Source organism: Allosphingosinicella sp. (assembly GCF_036403745.1).
In the GTDB taxonomy this organism is placed as follows: Bacteria; Pseudomonadota; Alphaproteobacteria; order Sphingomonadales; family Sphingomonadaceae; genus Allosphingosinicella.
Window position 1 is genome coordinate 50,542 of record NZ_DASWQI010000095.1, and the last position, 17,354, is coordinate 67,895.

The window sequence follows — 17,354 nt, forward strand, 5'->3', positions numbered from 1 at the left end:
CGCCATGCTCGACCGGCTCGACAATCCGTTTCCGGCGAAAGCGGTCACCACCTACGGCTCGAGCGCACAGGAATTTGCCGAATTCTCCTATATGCGGAGCCTGCGCGACGAGCTGATCACCTACCTGCGCGCCTATCCCGCGCCGGCGCCCGCGCTCGCTCTTTGTGGCGGCCATGGTACGGGCAAGACCTCGCTGCTGACCTGGCTCAGCCGGACCGCTTCCGAATTCCAGAGCGTCCCAGTTCGATCGATCTACGCCAAGACCGACACTCCGAACATGGTGGAGACGTACCGCACCCTGCTCCAGAACTTTACCCGTCGCGACCTGCTCGACCTCGTTGCGGAGGCTCTTGTGCGCCAAGGGCAGCGACGCATGCAAATGGCTGCGGCCACCGTCGGCGAAGGAGACAGGATCGAAGAAACGCGCTCGCTGGAGACGGCATTCGAAGGAAGGCTGCTGGATCCGAACGAGTTGCATCTCGAGCTTCGCAATGCGCTCGAAAAGGGAAGCCTCTCTTCCGCGGTCTCGAGCCGCGTCGCCTTCGCGATCGGCCTGCTGGAAGATCCGGCGTATGGCGATGCCGCATTCGAGTGGCTGTCCGGCGCGCCCGCGGAGTTGCCCGGCGAGTTGTTCAAGACGTCCCTGTTCGGCGCGTCGGAAGATGCCGCGCAGGTGGCGATCGATGCGCTCGAGACGCTCGCCACCCTGTTTCGGGAGGCGAACGTCCCACTGATCGTTTTGCTCGATCAGGTCGAAAACTTCATGCCGCCTGACAATACCGCGACCAGCAGCTCGATAGTGAAGAAGCTTGCCGAACAACTGGGGGGCAAATCGGCGATGCTCGTGCTCGCCGGCACGTCGCGGGCTTGGGAAGAGCTTCCGAGGGATGTGTGGCCGCGCTTCAAGGGCCGCGCGACCATCGGGGTAGGGAATCTGTCGATCGCCGAAACCGATCTCCTTTTGTCGGTCTACCTAGACGGCAAAGCGCATATCGCATCGGATGTGGTCGCGGCGATCAACGACATCTCGGGCGGCAATACGCGCGAGATTCTCCAGATCGGCTATCACGCATGGGAGCTCAAGCAGGGAAACACGGAGATCCTGACGATCGAGGACGTCGCCATCGCCGCGCGAGCGGCCGGCACGATCGAGGATCGAGCCCAGCTTGCTCAGCAGCTTTTCTCCCGTTGCGCGCGCGAGATGAAGCTTTCCGCGTGGCGCCTCGATTATCCGGCGACAGACTTGGTCGTATGGGCGGTGGAGTCGAAGACGGGTGCGCGGGTGGGGGTCGTCCTCGCCACGGCAACGGACGCGGCCGGCGAATCCCGCCTCGCCCAACAAGTGAGTTCGCTCGCGCACCAACTGCAGAGCAACGGCGAAGCGCAGGAGCTGATCGCCGTCACCGTCGGCTATGCCAGTCACGCCGTCCAAGCCTTGCTTGGTGGAGCCGTACGCCCGATCGTTTTCCGCGAGGAGAGCTTCGCGGTGGAGTTGCGGGAGCAGCTTACGGGCTGCCTCGCAGAGGTTCCAGCACTTCAAACGCCTTCAGACGACCTGAATGAACGATTCCGCAAGGTCGAGGCCGCGCTGGCCGAAATTCAAAGGATTCGGGAAGGCAATGAGGCGCAGACGGCGCAGCTCCTCGCCCAACGCTCCGCGGAACTCTCCTCGACCGAGCGGCAGAACCGGAAAACGGTGACCAAAGTCGAGCTTCGGGACGGCCTCGAGCGGCTAAGCGTCGCTCTGCAGCACGGCTTCCTCGGCGACGAGCGCCAAGCATTGCGAGAGTTGCTGATCGATAACGAAGCCTATGTGCAGAATGACGGGTTCGACGTTCTGGGCAGCATCTATCTCGACGCCGTCGATACTGAGGGCACCCTGTTCAGAGCGGAAGAACGCGAGACGTCGAGTCAGGCGCAGGCGCTCCGCACGCTTCGACTGGAGCTCCTTGCAAAGATGCGCCAGAGCCTCGGGTCCGGCCGCCGCGATGCGAGCACCCTTCTACACCGCATCGCTGCCCTGGCCGTGGGGGTGACGACCTTGCCATTCTTTTATGTCATGCTGTGGGGCGTCCTGCCGCGGGAGACTTATTATGGCGACGGGATTCGTTCGTCCGGGGTATCCCAGTTCCAGCTCCTGATACTCTCCGGCATCTTATCCTTGTTTGCCGCAGGCGCCGCTCTTCTGATATTTGATTTTATGCGGAAGCCGGAGGTGCGATATTCTCGGTACAGGACTAGGGTCAGTAGAATTCGCGACGAAGCCGCGCGGAGAGCCTAGCGGGCCAAGCCCGGTTCAGCTGGACCTCAAAGCCTCCCTGAGCAGTTCGTTCACTACCTGCGGATTGGCCTTGCCGGCCATCGCCTTCATCGTCTGGCCGACGAAGAAGCCGAAGAGCTTGTCCTTGCCGGAGCGGTATTCGGCCACCTTGTCCGGGTTGGCGGCGAGCACCTCGACGATGACCTTGTCGATCGCGCCGGTGTCGCTGGTCTGCCGGAGCCCGCGGGCCTCGACGATGGCGCCGGGGTTCTCGCCGGTGTCGAGCATGATCTCGAACACCTGCTTGGCCAGCGTCCCGGAAAGGGTGCCGTCGGCGATCAGGCGGAGAAGCTCGGCGGCCTGGGACGGGCTGACGGGGCTCTCGGCAAGTGTCTTGCCGAGGCGGTTCAAGGCACCGAACAGCTCCGACGTCACCCAGTTGGAGGCGCGGACGGCATGCCCGTCGCCGACCTTCTCCAGCAGCACCTCGAACCAGCGGGCGGTGTCGACGTCCGCGGTGAGCACCGCCGCGTTGTACGCCGGGAGACCGAGGACCTGCTCGTAACGGCGGCGCTTGGCGTCGGGGAGTTCCGGAAGCGAGCCGCGGCACTCGGCGAGGAAGGTGTCGGCGAGTTCTACGGGCAACAGGTCCGGATCGGGGAAGTAGCGGTAATCGTGCGCTTCTTCCTTGGAGCGGAGCGAGCGCGTCTCGGCCTTGTCGGGATCCCACAAACGGGTTTCCTGGACGATAAAGCCGCCGCCCTCCAGCACGTCGACCTGGCGGTTCGCCTCATAGTCGATCGCCGCCATGATGAAGCGGACCGAATTGACGTTCTTGGTCTCGGTGCGGGTGCCGAACGGGTCGCCGGGCTTGCGCACCGAGACGTTGACGTCGGCGCGCATCGAGCCCTGTTCCATATTGCCGTCGCACGAGCCGACGTACCGGAGAATGGATCGAAGCTTGCGGACGTAAGCCCCTGCTTCCTCGGGAGAACGCATGTCGGGCTTCGAGACGATCTCCATCAGGGCGACGCCCGAGCGGTTGAGATCGACGTAGGACATGGATGGGTGCTGATCGTGCATCAGCTTGCCGGCATCCTGCTCCAGATGGATGCGCTCGATGCCGACACGCTTGGCCGAGCCTTCGTCCTTCTCGTCGACGAGGATCTCGATCTCTCCCTCGCCGACGATCGGGTGGTAGAGCTGGCTGATCTGGTAGCCCTGCGGGAGGTCGGCGTAGAAGTAATTCTTCCGGTCGAAGCGCGACCAGGGGTTGATCTGCGCCTCGAGCGCCATGCCGGTGCGCACCGCCTGGCGGATGCACTCGGCGTTCGGCACCGGCAGCATCCCCGGCATCGCCGCGTCGACGAGGCTCACCTGCGTGTTCGGCTCGGCCCCAAACTCGGTCGAGGCGCCGGAGAAAAGCTTCGCCTTGGAGGTGACCTGGGCGTGGACTTCGAGGCCGATCACGACCTCCCATTCGCCGGTGGCACCGTGGATGCGGTAATCAGACATGGGAAGATCCAGGAAGGTGTGGGTTCGCGCAGAGACGCAGAGACGCAGAGGGGCTGCAGGGAACCTTGAGGCGAAGCCCTTCCGAATGGACAGGATTCGAATATGCGCTGCGCGCGACAGTGACGCGGCCTCTCTGCGCCTCTGCGTCTCCGCGCGCCAACATCGGCCTATGCATCACCACCACGCCTCCGGGCGGGCGGTGAAGCCGGCGCGTTCTTCCAAGGCCAAAGCGGCGTTGAGGACGGATTGCTCGTCGAGCGCCTTGCCGACGAGTTGGAGGCCGAGGGGGAGGCCTTCGGCGTTGAGGCCCGCGGGGACCGACATTGCGGGCAGGCCGGCGAGGCTGGCGGGGACGGCGAAGACGTCGTTCAGATACATGGCGATCGGGTCGTTCGACTTCTCGCCGAGCGCGAAGGCCGCGGAGGGCGCCGTCGGGGTGAGGAGGAGGTCGCAGCTTTCCCAGGCCCGGTCGAAGTCGCGTGCGATAAGGGCGCGGACCTTCTGGGCCTGGTTGAAGTAGGCGTCGTAAAAGCCTGCGGATAAAACGTAAGTGCCGATCATGATGCGCCGCTTGACCTCGGCGCCGAAGCCGGCGGCGCGGGTCGCCTCGTACATGTCGGTAAGCGAGCCCTGCTCCGGCTGGACGCGGCGGCCGTAACGGACGCCGTCATAGCGGGCGAGGTTGGACGACGCTTCGGCCGGGGCGATGATGTAGTAGGTCGGCAGCGCGTATTTGGTGTGCGGGAGAGACACCTCGACGATCTCGGCGCCGGCGTCGCGCATGAGGGCGATGCCCTTTTCCCAGACCTCGTCGATCTCGGCGGGGACGCCGTCGATGCGATATTCGCTGGGAATGCCGATGCGCTTGCCGCGTATGTCGCTGGAGAGGGCCGCCTCCCAGTTCGGCACCGGCAAATCGAGCGAGGTTGAATCCTTCGGGTCGAAGCCGGCCATCGCCTCGAGCATGATCGCGCAGTCCTTGACGTCGCGCGCCATCGGGCCGGCCTGGTCGAGCGAGGAGGCGAAGGCGACCATGCCCCAGCGCGAGCAGCGGCCGTAAGTCGGCTTGATGCCCGAGATGCCGACGAAGGCGGCGGGCTGGCGGATCGACCCGCCCGTGTCGGTGCCGGTGACGCCTGGCGCGAGCCGCGCCGCGACGGCCGAGGCGGAGCCGCCCGACGAGCCGCCCGGGGTCAGGGGCGCGTTGCCACCATCGCTTCGCCGCCAAGGGGAGAGGACGGGCCCCCAGGCACTGGTCTCGTTCGACGAGCCCATCGCGAACTCATCCATGTTTAATTTGCCGAGCATGCCGGCGCCGGCGCGCAGGAGGTTGCCCGAGACCGTGGACTCGTACGGCGGCGTGAAGCCTTCGAGGATGCGGCTGCCGGCCGTGGTGGCGACGCCTTCGGTGGCGAACAGATCCTTGATGCCGAGCGGCACGCCCGACAGCGGCTTTAAGTCGCCCGCAGCCCGCGCCGCGTCGGCGGCGTCGGCGGCGGCGAGGGCGCGCTCCGGCGTCTCGACCGTGTAGGCGTTGAGCGCCCTCCCCTTCGCGACGGCGGCGTTGAACGCTTCGGCCACCTCGCGGGCGGAAAAGGCGCCGTCGCGCACGCCGTCGCGGATGGCGGCGACACCGAGATCGGTGAGGTTGGCCACTATTCGATCACCTTCGGGACGGCGAAGAAGCCGTGCTCGGCCGCAGGAGCATTCGCCAACACCTTTGCGCGGATGCCGCCGTCGGTGACGGCGTCTTCGCGCAGGCGCAGGAAATTGGGGATGACGGCGGTCATCGGTTCGACGCCGGCGACGTCGACTTCCTGCAATTGCTCGACCCAGCCCAAAATGTTGTTCAGTTCGGGCGCGAGCGCAGCGACCTCGGCATCGCTGACGGCGATGCGGGCGAGGCGCGCAATGTGGCGCACGGTGGCGGCGTCTACGGACATGGCGTTCCTTGTGGCGGGGCCTTCCTCGTGGCGGGCACGGGGGAGGCCGAGGCGGCGCTAGCATTCGTGCTGCGCTGCATCAACACTTGCCATAACCCTTGCCATCAGGCGGTCGATGCTGTTGGGCGCGGCGCCATGCTGGCAAGGCGTTTCCTGTGGGTGGTGGCGATCCTCACCATGCTCGTCATGGCGGGGGCGCTCGGCTATCGCCTGTTCGAGGCGCAGCTGATGAAGCTGGCCATGATCCCGGGCGAGCGCTTCGAGGCGAAGGCCGCGGCGCCCCTCGCCTACGACAAGCCGGCCTTGTGGATCGCCCGGCCCGATATCCCCGGCAACCCCTCGCTGTGGACGCCGCCGGGTGTGGCGCGCGGCGCGGCGGTGCGGGCGGAGATCTTCTTCATCCACCCCACCTCCTACCTCCAGCGCGCGCAGTGGAACGCGTCGATCGACGACAGCGAATCGCAATGGCGGGCACGATTGTTCGTGCAGAGCCAGGCGAGCGCCTTCAACGGCATCGGCGAAGTCTGGGCGCCGAAGTACCGGCAGGCGACGTTCGGCGCGTTCCTCACCACGCGGGCGGATGCGGCGAAGGCGCTGGATTTCGCCTATCGCGACGTCGCCGCCGCGTTCGACTGGTTCGTCGCCCATGCGCCGAAGGACCGCCCGATCGTCCTTGCCGGCCACAGCCAGGGCAGCCTCCACCTGACCCGGCTGCTGGCGGAGAAGGTAGCGGGGACGTCGCTCGCGAAACGGGTAGTCGCGGCCTACGTCGTCGGCTGGCCGATCTCGGTCAGCGCGGACCTGCCGAAGCTTGGCCTCCCCGCCTGCGCGGCCCCCGACCAGGCCGGCTGCATCCTCTCCTGGCAGAGCTTCCGCGAGCCCGCCGATCCCAAGATGATCACCGACGTCTACGACCCCTCCACTGGCCTCACCGGGGCGCCGCGGCGGGGCACGCCGATGCTCTGCACCAACCCTCTCACCGGCGCCCTCGGCGGAGCGGCGCCGGCGGCCGCGAACAAAGGGATCCTCATTCCGAATAAGGAACTCACCGAGGGCAAGCTCAGCGCCCCCGGCGTCCCCGCGCGCTGCGACCCGCGCGGCTTCCTGCTGATCGGGGAGCAGGTGCCCGACCTCGGACCTTACGCGCTGCCCGGCAACAACTACCACGTCTACGATTATGCCCTGTTCTGGGCGAACATCCGCGCCGACGCGGCGGCGCGGCTGGCGGCCTGGGAGAAGGGGCGGTGATCACCGCGTCGGCGGCCGAGTATCGCGAGGCGCTGCCGGAGGGCGGGCGGCTGCTCGGGATGGACGTCGGCACCAAGACGATCGGCCTCGCTCTGTGCGACGCCGGCTGGACGATCGCATCGCCGGCCGAATTGCTCACCCGCGGCAAGTTCACCGCCGACATGGAGCGGCTCCGGGCGCTGGCGGCGGCGCAGCGGGTCAAGGGGCTGGTCGCCGGCCTGCCGCTCAACCTCGATGGAACGGACAGCCCGCGCACCCAGTCGGTGCGCGCCTTCGCCCGCAACCTTGCGCCGCTCGGCCTGCCGCTGCTGCTGTGGGACGAGCGCTGGTCCACCCAGGCGGTGACCCGCACCCTCCTCGACGCCGACGCCAGCCGCGCCCGCCGCGCCGAGCTCGTCGACAAGATGGCCGCCGCCTACATTCTCCAGGGCGCGATCGACGCGCTCACCATGGGCTAGGGTGGCCGTGAGAGCCTCGCGCCGCTAGAGCGGCCCGGTGAGCCTCCCTTCCCCCCTCCGACGCGCAAGGGCGTGGATCGGGCGCCGGTTCGATCCGTCGCGGCCGCTCGGCAGGCGGGTCTGGCACCTGCGCCTCCACGGACCCTTCCCGCGGCTGCGCACGCACCGTCTCGTGACGCGGCTGCTCGGCCCGCAATATGCCCGCTCCAGGCGGCGGATCGAGATCGACCTCACTTATGCCTGCAACCTCAGCTGCGCGAACTGCAACCGCTCGGTCCCGCAGGCCCCCGGCGCGGAGCGGATGACGCCGGCGCGAATCGCCATGTTCATCGAGGAGTCGGTGCGGGCCGGCACCCGCTGGGAGCGCATCCGCCTGCTCGGCGGCGAGCCGACGCTGCACCCGGACTTCTTCGAGATGCTCGATCAGCTTCGCGCCTATCGCGACGAACAGTCGCCGGAGACGCGGATCGAGGTCACCAGCAACGGTTTCGGGCCGAAGGTCGCCGCCGTCCTCGCCCGCATTCCCAGCGACGTGCGGATCAACGCTTCCGAAAAAGACGAGCAGGGCGGCGAGCAGCAGGCGTTCGCCTCGTTCAACGTCGCGCCGCGCGACCTTCCCGCCTACGCGGCGAGCGACTTCACCAACGGCTGCCGCATCGCGTCGGAATGCGGCATGGGCCTTGGAACCACCGGCTACTATCCCTGCGCCGTCGCCGCGGGGATCGACCGGGTGCTCGGGCTCGATGCGGGGCGGCCGGCGCTACCCGCGGGCGAGGACGGGATGCGCGACCAGATGCGGCTGTTCTGCAGCTGGTGCGGCCACTTCAAGCGCGACCTGGAAACGGGCATGCCAGGCCAGCAGACGTCCGAAAGCTGGCAAGCCGCGTATGCGGCCTTTGCCGAACGGCGCCGCGGCCGGCGGCGTCAGTCCGCGGCGCCTTCCGCCTGAAGCCGGGCAAGGAAGCAGCCCGGCGGGGCCGGCGCCTCCTTGAAGCCCTTGATCAGCTCGTTCCAGAGGTGGACGGCGCGAGTCTCCGGCCCCGCCACCTGCTCGAGCGCGATGCCGGGATCGAGAATCCAGCGGGCGCGGTCCCAGTGCATCGGATAGAAAACCGCCGCCGGCAGCGCGCAGCCGGCGAGGCCGTGCCGCTCGGCCAGCCAGGTCAGCGCGAGCGGCCCTGCCGAGCCCCACGGCATGCGCGACAGGCCGGTCCGGCCGCTACGCTTAAGACGAAGCCAGGCGGCGATGCGCGGACGCAGCGCCAGCCAGGGCGGCACCTCCCGCTCCTCGAACAGTCGAAGCAGGGGCGGCAGCAGCGGCGAGTCGGGGGGGAGGCGCAGCACGGCATTGTTGATGTGCCCCGGCGCGGCCCAGCCGAAGACGTGGCCGTCGAGGCCGTCGAGCCCGTCGAGGCCGTCCAGGGGCTTCACCAGGTAGATGTCGCAATCGATCCAGAGGCCGAGACCGCGGCGCTGGAGCTCGTAGCGAAAGCGGTTGGCGAAGAGGGCGTGGCTGCCCGCTTTGTGCATGACGATCGCCTCGCGGGGCACGATGGCGGCGGCGTCCCGGACCTCGACACCGGCAGGGACCCCTTCCGGGATGTCGTAGCACCACAGCAGGAGAGGATGCCCCTGGCGCAGGACCGAGCGCAGGCAGGCGCGTTCGACCGGCCCGAGGCGCGGGCCGATCCACAAGGTGTTGCAGACCGTGGCGCTCATCGCGGCCCGAGGAACCAGCGCGCCAAGGCGGCGCCGCGGCCGAGGCGGCTGAACAGGCGGCCGCCGTCGAGATAGCCGAGATCGCGCTTCTCGCGCACGAACCGCTCGCGCCATTCAAGGGTCGCGGCGTCGCGCTGAACCCGCACCTCGACCTGGGAGAGGTCGATCGGCGCCGGCGCGTCGAGACCGGCGAGCCGTGCGATCGCGTCCACCGCCTCCTGCGGCGCCTCGACGACCTGTTCGTAGACGAGGCGCAGCGGCGCGATGCCGTTGCGGGCGAACCAGCTTTCCCACCGCGCCTGGCCGTAGACGATGCGCGCCAGGCAGTCGGCGATAAGGGCGGAGTCGTAGCGGGGCTCGCCTTCCCACGGATCGCCCAGCTTGTACTGGCCGGTCTGGACGGCGCGGGCGAGGGAGATCGCCTGGCCAAGCACATCGGCCCGGGTCAGGGAGACGAAGCCGAGACCCGGCAGGCGCTCCGCCCAGCGGGCCGCCGCGACCTGCTCGAAATGCCGCGTGAAAACCTTGAGGCCGTAGACGCCGTTGGGAGTCGCCGCCGCCTCGACGAGGCGCGCGAGTATAGTCTCCGGAGCAGCCACGACCTCCCGCGCGACGGCGGCGTCATGGAAGAATTCCGTCGGCCGCCCGAGCAGCCCGGTCGAGCGCAGCAGGTGGCACAGGAAGATGCTCCCGGACCGCGCCTCGCCGCAGATCGCATAGCCGCGCAGGGGCGGCATGTCGGGGGCGCGCGTCATCGCCACCGGGAGAGCCCGAAGCGCGTCGCTGCGTCAAGCCGCCGCCTTGCCGCCTCCCGCCCTGCCCGCTAGACGGCCAAGCCGATGCCGCGCCCCTTTCCGCACCGCCATCTGCTCGGGATCGACCCGCTTTCCGCCGAAGACATCCTGTTCCTGCTCGACGAGGCGGAGCCGTGGATCGACTTCGGGCGGCAGGCGCGGAAGGAAGACCGGCGCCTCGCGGGGCTCACCCAGTTCAACCTGTTCTTCGAGAATTCGACCCGCACGCTTTTCTCGTTCGAAGTGGCGGGGAAAAGGCTCGGCGCGCAGGTGGCGAACTTCCATCCCGGCGGGTCGAGCGTCAGGAAGGGCGAGAGCCTGATCGACACCGCCCTTACCTTGAACGCGATGCGCCCGGACGTCATGGTGGTCCGCCACAATGAGAGCGGTGCGCCGCAGCAGGTCGCCGAGGTTGCGGGCTGCCCAGTGGTGAACGGCGGCGACGGCACCAACGAGCATCCAACCCAGGCGCTGCTCGACGCGCTGACCATGCGGCGGCGCAAGGGGCGGATCGAAGGGCTCACGGTCGCGATCTGCGGCGACATCCGCCACAGCCGGGTCGCCGGATCGAACCGTAAGCTGCTGCCGAAGCTGGGCGCCGAAGTGCGGCTGGTCGGGCCCCCTGCCCTCCTTCCCGACGATGCGGGCGGCGCGGCCACCTTCACCGATCTCGACGAGGGCATAAAGGACGCCGACGTGGTGATGATGCTGCGCATCCAGCGCGAGCGGATGGAGGAGAGCGTCTCGGGGACCCTCGCCGACTTCCACGCCCGCTACGGCCTCACTTACGCGCGGCTGGACCGGGCCGCGCCGGATGCTTTGGTCATGCACCCGGGCCCGATGAACCGCGGCGTCGAGATCGAGGGCGCGCTCGCCGACGATCCCGACCGCTCGGCGATCCTCGACCAGGTCGAGAATGGCGTCGCGGTGCGGATGGCGGTGCTCGACGTGCTGACGCGGGCGCGGCGGGAGTAGATCCCCCTTTGACGGGGACAGTCTATTGACTGTCCCCGCTGTACCGGCGCTGGAGGGGACAGTCAGATAGACTGTCCCCTGTCTCAGCCGTGGCGGGTCGCGGAATAGCGGCTGGCCCATTTGACCGGCGCGTCGCCGGCGACGGCGCGGACGAAGCAGGCGCCGCCATGGGCGCGGACCGAGGCGCAGATGCGATCGGCGGCGCCGCGATTGGCGAAGCCGGCCACCGACAGGCGATGGAAGGTGCCGCGTCCGGCGACGCTGAAGGTGGTCGACAGCGCCGTGTTGCCGGCAAAGCCGTAGCGCCGATAGGCCTGCGCCCAGGCGCGCTCGACGGCGGCCGAGGTCGAAAAGGCGCCGAGCTGGACGGCGAACTTGCCAGGGACGACCGGCGCCTGCACGCGCGGCGGCGCCTTGCGGGCCGGGATGGCGGCGAAATGCGGCAGCGACGCGAGCTTGAGGCGCGGCGCGGCGCCGGGGCGGGCTTCGCTGGCGAGAACCGGCTTGGTCGCTTCGGCCCACTGCACCGAAGCGGCTGCGGGGGCGGCCGGCGCGGCAGGCGCGGCGATGGTGACGGGCTCGGCCACAGGCGGGGCGAGCACCACCTGCACCGGCTCGGGCTGACGCGTCTCCGGCGCGAGCGCGGCGACGGCGACGGGGGCCGGCTCAGGCGCGGGATCGGCGGCGGCGAAATGCTGCGGCGCCGGATCGGCGAGGGCGAGGCGGGTCGGCTGGCCGGGATCCGCGACCGAATGGGTGCCGAACAGGGCCGCGACACGCTCGGCCGGGGCCGAAGGGTTGGCGAGCGCCGCCCATTTCTGCAGGCGGCCCGCAAGCTCGGCGGGAGAGACGTCCTGCGCAGCGGTGGCGCGGGCCTTGGCCCAGTCGCCGGACAGGGCATAGGCGAGCGCCAGATTCTGGCGGACGCGGCCGTCGGCGCCGGGGGCGCGGGCCGCGGTCTCGAGGATGCCGATCGCCCGCTCGGTCTTGCCGGCGAGCGCATAAGCGAGGCCGACGTCGCCGGCCGGCGAGGTTTCGCTGATGCCGTCGAGGGTGGCGACCGCGGCCGCGGGGCGGCCAAGGGCGATCTCCGACAGAGCGATACTGAGGCCGGCGCGCTTGTTCTCCGGATCGAGCTTCAGCACGTCGCCATAAGTGGTCTCGGCAGACTGGAAGCGGCCGGTTTTCAAATAGAGGTCGGCGAGCAGCATGCGGTAGCCGACGTCGCGCGGCGCGAACGCCACCGCTTCCTCGGCCGCGCTCAGCGCCGGCGCGAGCTTGCCGGCGTGGACGAAGCCCTGCGCCTTCTGGAACGCGTCGTTGGCCTTTTTCGCGGCCGGCGCTTCGGAGGCGATTGCGGGGTGATAGGCCATGGCGGCCGGCTTGCAGGCGACCATCGTGGTGGTGAGCGCCAGCGCCGAGACCGCGAGCTTGATTGCGACTTGCCGTTCCATTCGAAACCCCTCCGCTTATGCTTTATCGGCCGCGCCCCGCCCCGGCCGGCACCCGCTCCGCGAGCGCCTGCACTTCGGGCAGGCTGTTCAGGAATTCGTCCAATGCGCCGGTGACAAGCTGCTGCGCCGAGCGCCGCGTGACGGCGCAGGCCAGCCGCAGCTGCAGATGCCGGTCCGGATCGAGGCGGAGCGTGAACGCCGCCTTGCCCCGCGGTGCCGGCAGCCGGCGGTTCGAGATCGAGACGACCGGCGCCGGCTCGGGCGCTGCGCGCACCGGCTCGGGCTCTGGCTCGGGCTCGACGGCGACTTCGGGCTCACGCTCGAACGCGGCTTCGGGTTCCGGCTCAGGCTCAGGCTCGGGCTCGACGGCGACTTCGGGCTCAGGCTCGAACGTCGCTTCGAGTTCCGGCTCGGGCTCAGGCTCGGGCTCGACGGTCACTTCGGACTCAGCCTCGAAAGCGACTTCGGGCTCTGCCTCGAAAGCCTCCTCGGGCTGCGGCTCCGGCTCCGGCTCGGCCACGAAGGCCTCATCCTGCTCCGGCTCGTAAGCTTCCTCGGCCTCGTACGCCTCGTCGGGCTCGGCTTCGGAGAAGCTCTGCTCGATGGCGCGCTGCTGCTCGAAGACTGGCGGCTCGCCCGGTTGCAAGGCAGGCGGCTCGTAGCTCGGCTCCGAGACGGCGTGAAGGCGCGGCGCGGGAGTCAGCGCCTCGACCGACGAGGGGACGTGCTCCGCGGCCGGGTGGCCCATGTCGTTCCAGCCGAGATCCTCGAGGCTGCCGCCGAAGCTGCCGAACCCCTGGGGGCGCATGGCGGGCTTGGCGGTGCCCTTGCGGGCGAGGAGGCCGGAGGAGAGGGAGGCGAAGGGTTTGGCTTCAGCCATGGTCTGTGCCCCCCTCACTGGCCGACGACGCGCCGGCCGAAGCCGGCAGCGGGTCGAGGCATTGCGGGGTGCTGCGAATAGCCGCCGGTCGGCGGCGCGAAGACGGTGCGGCGGAAATTCTTTTCGAGCCGGTCGGCGACATAGTCCCACAGCTCGACGACTTCCTTGGCGGAGCGGCCGTTGGGGTCGACTTCCATCACGGTGCGGCCATCGATCATCGAGGCGGCGAAATCGGTGCGGTGGTGGAGGGTGACCGGGGCGACGGTGCCGTGCTGCGACAAGGCGACGGCGGCTTCGTGGGTGATCCGCGCCTTGGGGGTCGCGGCGTTGACGACGAAGATCAAGGGCTTGCCGGCGCGTTCGCACAGATCGACGGTGGCGCCGACGGCGCGCAAATCGTGCGGGCTCGGCCGGGTCGGGATGAGGATCAGCTCGGCGACCTGGATGACGCTCTGGATCGCCATGGTGATGGCGGGCGGCGTGTCGATCACGGCGAGCTTGAAGCCCTGCTGCTTCAGCACTTCGAGATCGGCGGCGAGCCGCGCGACCGTGGTCTGGGCGAAGGCCGGCATCTCCGCCTCGCGCTCGTTCCACCAGTCGGCGAGCGAGCCCTGCGGGTCGATGTCGATGAGGACGACCGGCCCGGCGCCGGCGAGCTGGGCCTGCACGGCCAGGTGCCCGGACAAGGTCGTCTTGCCCGAACCTCCCTTTTGCGATGACAGTGCGAGAACGCGCATGACTTCCCCTTGGCTCATCCTTCCCCGGTCCTTTGCGCCGGGGACGGCTAAATTTCGGTTAATGACGGGATGCCCCCACGGCACCTCGCCCCACCGCAAACGAGGATGCACGCAGGATCGCTAAGAGCGCGTTAACGAAAACGCGCTAGGCAGGGCGCAACAGGGTAAGACCAGCATTTCGCAGGAGCTTTTACGACATGCGCATTCCGGCTCGGCAGATCGCGGCAGCGGCCGCCATCCTTCTTGCCACCTCCGCCTTCGCGGGCGTGAAGGAAGGCGTCGACGCGTGGCAGGCGGGGAATTTCGGCGCCGCCGTCAAGGAATGGCGCCCGCTCGCCGACAAGGGCGATGCCGACGCCCAGTTCAACCTCGGCCAGGCCTACAAGCTCGGCCGCGGCGTGCCCGCCGACCTCGGCACCGCGCAAAGCTGGTATGAACGAGCGGCGCAGCAGGGCCATGCCCAGGCGCAGGCCAATCTTGGCCTCATCCTGTTCCAGAACGGCGACCGCACCCGTGCGCTGCCGTGGATCCGCAAAGCCGCCGACGCCGGCGACCCGCGGGCGCAGTACGTGCTCGGCACCGCCCTCTTCAACGGCGACCTTCCCGGCGCGGGCAAGGACTGGCCGCGCGCTTATGCGCTGATGAGCCGCGCCGCCGCCCAGGGCCTGCCGCAGGCGGCGGGCAACCTCACCCAGATGGACAAGTTCGTGCCCCTGCCCCAGCGCCGCCAGGGCCTTGCCCTCGCCGCGCAGATGGAGCGGACGCAGGCCGCGGCAGCCGCCGCGCCGCCGCGTACGGCCGCCGGACGGCCGACCCCGTTCAATCCCAGTTCGGCGACCGCCTCGACGCTGCCGGCACAGCGGCCGGTCCGCACCGCGCAGGCGGCGCCTGCGCCCAGGCCCGCACCGGCCCATCCCGCGCCTGCCGCGGCGCCTGCGGGTGGCGGCGGCGGGTGGCGGGTCCAGCTCGGCGCGTTCTCGAGCGCGGCGAATGCGCAGAAGCAATGGGGTACGCTGAGGGCCAAGATCGCGGCGTTCGGCGGGCTGCGGCCGATCACCCAGCAGGCCGGGGCGGTGACGCGCCTCCAGGCGGGGCCGCTGGCGAACCGCGCCGCGGCCGATCGGGTCTGCGCGGCGGCCAAGGCGGCGGGCTCGGCCTGCTTCCCGGTCGCGCCTTAACCGCAGGTCGCACCTTAACCGAATGTTCGCGCCTCGCCGCTAGCCTCATCCCCCGGGACAGGAGGGGACGCATCATGGGTGCAGTCGGACGGATCGGCGCGAAGAGCGCGATGGCGACGCGGTGGCGGCGCCGGCGCATGTGCGTCCTCCTCGCCGACACCCCCTCCCCCGCCGCGATGCGCGACATCTCGGCGCGCGGCGCGTTCCTCGAGACCAATGCGCGGCCTTCGGTGGGCGATCGCGTCGCGCTCCAGCATCCTGAGGCGGGGACGATCCCCGCCGTGGTGCGCGCCGTCGCCCGCGACGGCGTCCAGCTCGCCTTCGATTGCGGCGAGGCTTCGGTGGCCTTCGCGCTGGCGGCGATCACCGCGGACATGAGCCGCCCCGCTTAATCGGCCTCCCAGTCGCCGCGCGCATAGCCCAGCGCGTAGAGGAGCACCGTCAGGTCGCCATGGACAATGCGGGCGCGGGCCGCAGCCGCTGCGGCCGGCTTGGCGTGGTAGGCGACGCCGAGGCCGGCCGCCTCGATCATCGGAATATCGTTGGCCCCGTCGCCGACCGCGAGCGCCGCCGTCGCCTCGAGGCCGTTCGCGGCGAGGGCGTCGAGGAGGGTCTGGCGCTTGGTCTGCGCGCCGACGATGGGGGTGGCGACCTTGCCGGTCAGCCGCCCGTCCTTGACCAGCAGCCGATTCGCGAGGACGCTCTCGAAGCCGATCTCGATGCCGACCGGATCGGCAAAGGCGGTGAAGCCGCCGGAGACCAGAACCGTCGCCGCGCCGTCCCGCCGGAGCGTGCGGACAAGGGCGCGGGCGCCCGGCGTCAGGCGCACCCGCTCCTCGCGGCAGCGGTCGATGGCCGAGGCTTCGAGGCCTTCTAGCAATTTGACCCGGGCCTTAAGCGCCGCTTCGAAGTCGAGCTCGCCGCGCATCGCCCGCTCGGTGATGGCGGCAACTTCGGACTTGAGACCGGCATAATCGGCGAGCTCGTCGATGCATTCGACCTGGATCATCGTCGAATCCATGTCGGCGATGAGCAGGCGGCGGCGGCGCTCGGCCTCGGGCTGGACGATGACGTCGACTTCGTCGAGCGCGCCCTCCAGCGCGATGCGCGCCGCGTCCTCGCCCTGGCTGAACAGCAGGTCGCAGGCTTTTTCCTCGTCGATCCAGCTGCGCGCGAAGCTATGGGCGCCGACCATCGCCATGCGATCCTCGGCCGCAGAAATATCGCCGTCTCTCAGCCGCTCCTTTGCTATCAACGTGGCGATGAACATCGACGACCTCCCGGCCCTCGCGCTTATCGCGGGGCCAACGGCCAGCGGCAAGTCGGCGCTCGCGCTGGCTTTGGCTGAAGCGGAAGGCGATTGCGTCATCGTCAACGCCGACAGTGCCCAGGTTTACAGGGACTTGCGGGTCATCTCTGCGCGGCCATCCGAGGAGGAGGAAGCGCGATTTCCTCACCGCCTCTACGGGACGCGGGACGGCGGCGACCCGTGCTCGGCGGCGGATTGGGCCGAGGAGGCCGGAGCGGCGATCGCCGAGTCCCATCGGGTGGGCAAGCTGCCGATCCTCGTCGGCGGCACCGGCCTCTATCTGCGCACCCTCCTCGACGGCATTGCTCCCGTGCCGGAGATCGATCCCGCGATTCGCGAGGCGGTGCGTGCGCTGCCGGTGGCCGAAGCGCACCAAGCGTTGCGGCGGGAGGATCCTGGTGCGGCCGGCCGCCTGCGGGCGTCCGACACGAGCCGCGTGGCACGGGCGCTGGAAGTGGTGCGCTCGACGGGTCGGACCCTTGCCGACTGGCAGCGCGAGCGGGTCGGCGGCATCGCCGGTACGGTGGCGCTGCGCCCTCTCCTGCTGCTGCCGCCGCGGGCGTGGCTGTATGAGAGATGTGATGCGCGTTTCGACACAATGATGTCGGAAGAAGGACTTGCTGAGGTTTCCTCACTCATCGCGCGAGACCTGCCGCCGACGCTGCCGGTGATGCGGGCGATCGGCGTGCGGGAGATTGCCGCCTTCCTCCGCGGCGAGGCGACGCGCGAGGAGGCACTGGCCGCCGGCCGCCTTGCGACGCGCCGCTATGCCAAGCGCCAATACACCTGGTTCGCGCACCAGCCGCCAGCGGACTGGCCGCGCTTCGCCGAACCGCTTGGGCCGACGACGCTGGCGGATGCCCTCCGGCTGGTTCGGCGCTAGG

At 69.5% G+C, this 17,354-nt stretch carries 17 protein-coding genes; 8 read left to right on the plus strand and 9 right to left on the minus strand.

What is annotated here, in order from left to right:
- The first annotated feature begins 4 nt into the window (after positions 1-4).
- A complete protein-coding gene (locus VGC56_RS18550; protein WP_464127277.1) occupies positions 5-2,281 on the plus strand; it encodes a hypothetical protein in 2,277 nt (758 codons plus the stop codon).
- A gap of 15 nt (positions 2,282-2,296) precedes the next feature.
- On the opposite strand, the gene gatB is transcribed toward VGC56_RS18550, so the two are convergent.
- The 3 genes from gatB to gatC form a co-directional block, all read right to left on the minus strand.
- Entirely contained in the window at positions 2,297-3,775 is a 1,479-nt protein-coding gene (gene gatB / locus VGC56_RS18555; protein WP_464127280.1) for an Asp-tRNA(Asn)/Glu-tRNA(Gln) amidotransferase subunit GatB, read from the minus strand.
- Positions 3,776-3,949: 174 nt separating this feature from the next.
- On the minus strand, positions 3,950-5,431 hold the full coding sequence (gene gatA / locus VGC56_RS18560) for an Asp-tRNA(Asn)/Glu-tRNA(Gln) amidotransferase subunit GatA (RefSeq protein ID WP_464127282.1): 1,482 nt from the start codon (positions 5,429-5,431) through the stop codon (positions 3,950-3,952).
- A complete protein-coding gene (gene gatC / locus VGC56_RS18565; protein WP_464127284.1) occupies positions 5,431-5,718 on the minus strand; it encodes an Asp-tRNA(Asn)/Glu-tRNA(Gln) amidotransferase subunit GatC in 288 nt (95 codons plus the stop codon). Before gatC ends, gatA begins: the two co-directional genes overlap by 1 nt.
- Before the next feature lie 138 nt (positions 5,719-5,856).
- On the opposite strand from gatC, the gene VGC56_RS18570 reads away from it, so the two are divergent.
- From VGC56_RS18570 to VGC56_RS18580, 3 genes are read left to right on the plus strand one after another with little or no spacing between them, the layout of a single operon-like run.
- A complete protein-coding gene (locus tag VGC56_RS18570; protein WP_464127386.1) occupies positions 5,857-6,966 on the plus strand; it encodes a DUF3089 domain-containing protein in 1,110 nt (369 codons plus the stop codon).
- Positions 6,963-7,424 (plus strand): Holliday junction resolvase RuvX, encoded by a 462-nt coding sequence (gene ruvX, locus VGC56_RS18575; RefSeq protein WP_464127286.1) that lies wholly within the window; start codon positions 6,963-6,965, stop codon positions 7,422-7,424. The genes VGC56_RS18570 and ruvX overlap by 4 nt, the downstream gene beginning before the upstream one ends.
- A gap of 37 nt (positions 7,425-7,461) precedes the next feature.
- Entirely contained in the window at positions 7,462-8,373 is a 912-nt protein-coding gene (locus VGC56_RS18580; protein ID WP_464127288.1) for a radical SAM protein, read from the plus strand.
- On the opposite strand, the gene VGC56_RS18585 is transcribed toward VGC56_RS18580, so the two are convergent.
- Both VGC56_RS18585 and VGC56_RS18590 read right to left on the minus strand, forming a co-directional pair.
- Positions 8,349-9,143: a hypothetical protein gene (locus tag VGC56_RS18585; protein WP_464127289.1), complete on the minus strand. Its 795-nt coding sequence runs from the start codon at positions 9,141-9,143 to the stop codon at positions 8,349-8,351. The genes VGC56_RS18580 and VGC56_RS18585 overlap by 25 nt on opposite strands.
- A complete protein-coding gene (locus VGC56_RS18590) occupies positions 9,140-9,898 on the minus strand; it encodes a Stf0 family sulfotransferase (protein ID WP_464127291.1) in 759 nt (252 codons plus the stop codon). The genes VGC56_RS18585 and VGC56_RS18590 overlap by 4 nt, the downstream gene beginning before the upstream one ends.
- 84 nt (positions 9,899-9,982) lie before the next feature.
- Between VGC56_RS18590 and VGC56_RS18595 the strand changes: the two genes are divergently transcribed.
- Entirely contained in the window at positions 9,983-10,912 is a 930-nt protein-coding gene (locus VGC56_RS18595) for an aspartate carbamoyltransferase catalytic subunit (protein ID WP_464127292.1), read from the plus strand.
- Between the two features lie 83 nt (positions 10,913-10,995).
- Here VGC56_RS18595 and VGC56_RS18600 read toward each other — a convergent pair whose 3' ends face one another.
- Genes VGC56_RS18600 through VGC56_RS18610 form a run of 3 tightly spaced genes read right to left on the minus strand, consistent with a single transcriptional unit; the run spans position 10,996 to position 13,983 of the window.
- Positions 10,996-12,366 carry an SPOR domain-containing protein gene (locus VGC56_RS18600; protein ID WP_464127294.1) on the minus strand — a complete coding sequence of 457 codons (1,371 nt, stop codon included), beginning with the start codon at positions 12,364-12,366 and terminating at the stop codon, positions 10,996-10,998.
- A gap of 22 nt (positions 12,367-12,388) precedes the next feature.
- Entirely contained in the window at positions 12,389-13,246 is an 858-nt protein-coding gene (locus VGC56_RS18605; protein WP_464127295.1) for a hypothetical protein, read from the minus strand.
- 14 nt (positions 13,247-13,260) lie between these two features.
- Positions 13,261-13,983 carry an AAA family ATPase gene (locus VGC56_RS18610; protein WP_464127297.1) on the minus strand — a complete coding sequence of 241 codons (723 nt, stop codon included), beginning with the start codon at positions 13,981-13,983 and terminating at the stop codon, positions 13,261-13,263.
- A gap of 197 nt (positions 13,984-14,180) precedes the next feature.
- Here VGC56_RS18610 and VGC56_RS18615 point away from each other — a divergent pair, with 197 nt between their 5' ends.
- Both VGC56_RS18615 and VGC56_RS18620 read left to right on the plus strand, forming a co-directional pair.
- A complete protein-coding gene (locus VGC56_RS18615) occupies positions 14,181-15,161 on the plus strand; it encodes an SPOR domain-containing protein (RefSeq protein ID WP_464127299.1) in 981 nt (326 codons plus the stop codon).
- A 74-nt stretch (positions 15,162-15,235) separates the two neighbouring features.
- Positions 15,236-15,553 (plus strand): PilZ domain-containing protein, encoded by a 318-nt coding sequence (locus VGC56_RS18620; RefSeq protein WP_464127301.1) that lies wholly within the window; start codon positions 15,236-15,238, stop codon positions 15,551-15,553.
- On the opposite strand, the gene serB is transcribed toward VGC56_RS18620, so the two are convergent.
- The gene (gene serB / locus VGC56_RS18625; protein ID WP_464127303.1) at positions 15,550-16,431 is read right to left on the minus strand and encodes a phosphoserine phosphatase SerB; all 882 of its coding nucleotides are present in this window, start codon (positions 16,429-16,431) and stop codon (positions 15,550-15,552) included. The genes VGC56_RS18620 and serB overlap by 4 nt on opposite strands.
- Between serB and miaA the strand changes: the two genes are divergently transcribed.
- On the plus strand, positions 16,424-17,353 hold the full coding sequence (gene miaA, locus VGC56_RS18630; protein WP_464127305.1) for a tRNA (adenosine(37)-N6)-dimethylallyltransferase MiaA: 930 nt from the start codon (positions 16,424-16,426) through the stop codon (positions 17,351-17,353). The two genes, serB and miaA, sit on opposite strands and share 8 nt — an antisense overlap.
- Position 17,354: the final 1 nt, after the last annotated feature.

Coding starts and splice junctions, on each gene's coding strand:
- VGC56_RS18550 (WP_464127277.1), top strand. CDS start 5: ATGCTCGACCGGCTCGACAATCCGTTTCCGGCGAAAGCGGTCACCACC.
- gatB (WP_464127280.1), bottom strand. CDS start 3,775: ATGTCTGATTACCGCATCCACGGTGCCACCGGCGAATGGGAGGTCGTG.
- gatC (WP_464127284.1), bottom strand. CDS start 5,718: ATGTCCGTAGACGCCGCCACCGTGCGCCACATTGCGCGCCTCGCCCGC.
- VGC56_RS18585 (WP_464127289.1), bottom strand. CDS start 9,143: ATGAGCGCCACGGTCTGCAACACCTTGTGGATCGGCCCGCGCCTCGGG.
- VGC56_RS18590 (WP_464127291.1), bottom strand. CDS start 9,898: ATGACGCGCGCCCCCGACATGCCGCCCCTGCGCGGCTATGCGATCTGC.
- VGC56_RS18595 (WP_464127292.1), top strand. CDS start 9,983: ATGCCGCGCCCCTTTCCGCACCGCCATCTGCTCGGGATCGACCCGCTT.
- VGC56_RS18600 (WP_464127294.1), bottom strand. CDS start 12,366: ATGGAACGGCAAGTCGCAATCAAGCTCGCGGTCTCGGCGCTGGCGCTC.
- VGC56_RS18605 (WP_464127295.1), bottom strand. CDS start 13,246: ATGGCTGAAGCCAAACCCTTCGCCTCCCTCTCCTCCGGCCTCCTCGCC.
- VGC56_RS18610 (WP_464127297.1), bottom strand. CDS start 13,983: ATGCGCGTTCTCGCACTGTCATCGCAAAAGGGAGGTTCGGGCAAGACG.
- VGC56_RS18615 (WP_464127299.1), top strand. CDS start 14,181: ATGCGCATTCCGGCTCGGCAGATCGCGGCAGCGGCCGCCATCCTTCTT.
- VGC56_RS18620 (WP_464127301.1), top strand. CDS start 15,236: ATGGGTGCAGTCGGACGGATCGGCGCGAAGAGCGCGATGGCGACGCGG.
- miaA (WP_464127305.1), top strand. CDS start 16,424: ATGAACATCGACGACCTCCCGGCCCTCGCGCTTATCGCGGGGCCAACG.
- serB (WP_464127303.1), bottom strand. CDS start 16,431: ATGTTCATCGCCACGTTGATAGCAAAGGAGCGGCTGAGAGACGGCGAT.